At 67.6% G+C, this 2,774-nt stretch carries 3 protein-coding genes; 2 read left to right on the forward strand and 1 reads right to left on the reverse strand.

The window, feature by feature from the left end:
• Positions 1–724, reverse strand: a 724-nt coding sequence (locus ABD172_RS09885) for a hypothetical protein (RefSeq protein ID WP_344309200.1), incomplete at its 3' end; no start/stop codon positions are given.
• A 656-nt stretch (positions 725–1,380) separates the two neighbouring features.
• Here ABD172_RS09885 and ABD172_RS09890 point away from each other — a divergent pair.
• Together ABD172_RS09890 and ABD172_RS09895 are read left to right on the forward strand one after the other, a co-directional pair.
• The gene (locus tag ABD172_RS09890) at positions 1,381–1,701 is read left to right on the forward strand and encodes a putative quinol monooxygenase (RefSeq protein WP_344309202.1); all 321 of its coding nucleotides are present in this window, start codon (positions 1,381–1,383) and stop codon (positions 1,699–1,701) included.
• A 216-nt stretch (positions 1,702–1,917) separates the two neighbouring features.
• The gene (locus tag ABD172_RS09895; protein ID WP_344309204.1) at positions 1,918–2,718 is read left to right on the forward strand and encodes an IclR family transcriptional regulator; all 801 of its coding nucleotides are present in this window, start codon (positions 1,918–1,920) and stop codon (positions 2,716–2,718) included.
• Positions 2,719–2,774 lie beyond the last annotated feature (56 nt).

A 2,774-nucleotide genomic window follows, 5' to 3' on the forward strand; every position in this document is an offset into this window, starting at 1 on the left:
GCAACGGCACCAGCACGCGCCCCTCGATCCCCTCCGCCTTACCGGGCTCCTCGCGCCGACGCACCTCGCCGCGATGCTCCGCGTCGGAGCCCGCTCCAGCCGCGTCGGCGGACGCATCCGCGTCCGGTTCCCTGCCCGGGTCCCGGCCCCACGCAAGAGCTGCCTCCTGCGCTGCTCGTTCGGCAGCGATCTCGGCTTCTCGCTGCCGGACTTCCACACCCCACCTGCGCACCGTCGCTGCGATCGACTCGTACTCGTCGTGCAGGAACTCCGGCAATGACGCCGGCGGGACAGCGTTCGCCAGCGCGTGCTGGTCGTGGGCGGTGGTCTCGATGATGACCTCGGACACCACATACCCGGCGACGGCCTCGAGCATGGTGTAGAACGCGTGTGCTTCGGCCTGCTGGGCCCGGGCCACCGCGGCCAGACGTGCCGGACCGGAAGCATCGAATGCCTCGAGCCGACCATCAGCGGTATTCGGGAACCCGGCGAACGGCACCGGCACCGGCGCAGGTACCTGCGCGGGCTCCGACGACACCGCCGGTGAAGATGGCGTGGTGTCGGAACTGTCTGCGTCACCGGAACGGCGCGTATTCGGGTACTCGTCGCCGGGACCGGGCCCGTCGTTGCGGCCGGACGGCGTTCCACGCCTGGACCCCTGCACGGAGTCGGGGCCCAGCCGAGTGCCAGGCTCCTGCGGGTTGTCCTCGGATTCGGTGGCCATGACCGATACCTCCCTCGGAACAGGTCATGAGAACGAAGTGAAACGAAAAGAAGAGGGGAACGAACGAAGAGAGAAAGCGTGAGGAGGGAATCCGTGAAGACCGTGGGGACAACGCCCGGCGGCCGGCGAGGGAAAGAGAGGCTCGCAGCCTCCACCAATTAGAACGTAAATCGATTCTAATAGTCGAAAAGTCACATGGATAGTCCTTAGACCCTGATTTCCCGAGATTGTGGAAAAGTATTCTCTGTCCACAGGACTTGGCACCGAGGACGCCACTCAACATGCGATTGCCAGTCCAGGACGGCCACATGATCATGGTTGCAGGAGGCACGGACAGGAACTCGCGCACGTGCTGACTCCGCACCTTACGAAGCGCGAACCGGGAGGAACTGTTCCGATCACCGCGACCGGCCGGTCGACCGGCGCGCACCTCCCCCTTTGCCAATGACCTACGTTCCACCGGCGGCCGACCACCGTGTCCCGGCGCACCCCGGGTTATCGCCACGTGAGAACGTCGATTGCTCCGGTAATACGACGCCGCAGACACTGCTGCAGACACACGCAGCAGAGCACACTCCCCGTCGCTCCGGAATCAACCACCCGTCCGGCACCACCCACGTGCGCCGAGCGAGACGCTCCGAACGAAAGGACACGCCATGATCTTCATCGTCGTGAGATTCACCGTGAAGCCCGATTGGGCCGACCGCTGGATCGACCACACCCGCGCGTTCACCGAGGCAACCCGCGCCGAGCCGGGGACTCTGTGGTTCGACTGGTCCCGGAGCATCGACGACCCGAACGAGTTCGTCCTCGTCGAGGCGTTTCAGGACGACGCCGCGGAAGCCCACGTCACCAGCCCGCATTTCCAGCAGGCCATGATCGACATGCGTGAAGCGCTCGTCGAGACCCCGCGGATCATCAGCCGTCAGATCGACGGCAGCGACTGGGACCGGATGGGCGAGCTCCAGATCCCCTGATCATTGCCCCGACACCTCCACCGCGATGCCCTGGCTGCCGAGGCGTCCCGGCCTCATCCGTAGATCCCCCGCCACCCGGCCCTCGCCCTACCCCATTGCCGTCCGTCATAGCCCGAGGCCACACCCCGGAGCCGGCAACACTCGGGGCCTGGCGGTCCTTCCCTCCGCGCCCCGCGACTCCCAGCACACGATCATCTCCGCCGCCAGCATGACGCCATGGCACGCAATGACGCGGTCGCCGGACTCGCTTCCGTCCAGAAGGCCTTCGCCCTCCTCGACGTGGTCGCCTCCCATCACCGGGGCATGACGGCGAAGGAGATCGCCTCGGCGCTCGACACGCCACTGCCCTCGGTCTACCGCATGCTCAAGACGCTCGTGGCCTCGGAACACCTCGTCCATCTCAAGGAGGAGAGTCGGTACGGGCTCGGATACCGACTGCACGCGCTCGACGCGTCGCTCCGCCGCCAGGTCGGCACTCCCCCTGCAGTCGCCGCGCTCGTCCGCGATCTCCATGCGTGCGCGGATGCGGCGGCCTACTACGCGGTGCACCGCGGTGACGACATCGTCGTCGCGCACGTGGTCGACTCCCCCGCCCGCCCACGGATCACCCCGATGGACTTCGGTTTCAACGACGCCGCCCATGCCACGGCATTCGGAAAGGTCCTCCTCGCCGCGATGACACCCGAGCAACGCGACACGTATCTCGCTGCGCACGGCCTCCCCGCCATGACCGAGGCGACCGTCACCGACCGTGCCACGCTCGAGGCGATCCTCGCCGATGTCACCCGGTCCGGTATCGCAGTCGAGCAGGAGGAGATCATCCGGGGCGCCTCGTGCATGGCCGCACCCGTCCGCGACCTCGCGGGCCGGACCCTCGGCTCCGTCGCCGTCTCGCTCCGCCCGGACCGCTTCGCCGCACACGTGCCGCGGCTCACCTCGGTCCTCCGGGAGACCGCTCACCACGTGAGCTGTGCTCTGCGGGGAACGCGCCTGGTCCCCCGCAGAGCACAGCCCTGAACCCACACAACCCTGAACCCGCACAACCCTGGCCCCGCACACCCCGGGCCCGAACC

It is taken from the genome of Brevibacterium samyangense, assembly GCF_039529845.1.
Lineage (GTDB): Bacteria > Actinomycetota > Actinomycetes > Actinomycetales > Brevibacteriaceae > Brevibacterium > Brevibacterium samyangense.

Coding starts and splice junctions, on each gene's coding strand:
- ABD172_RS09895 (WP_344309204.1), top strand. CDS start 1,918: ATGGCACGCAATGACGCGGTCGCCGGACTCGCTTCCGTCCAGAAGGCC.
- ABD172_RS09890 (WP_344309202.1), top strand. CDS start 1,381: ATGATCTTCATCGTCGTGAGATTCACCGTGAAGCCCGATTGGGCCGAC.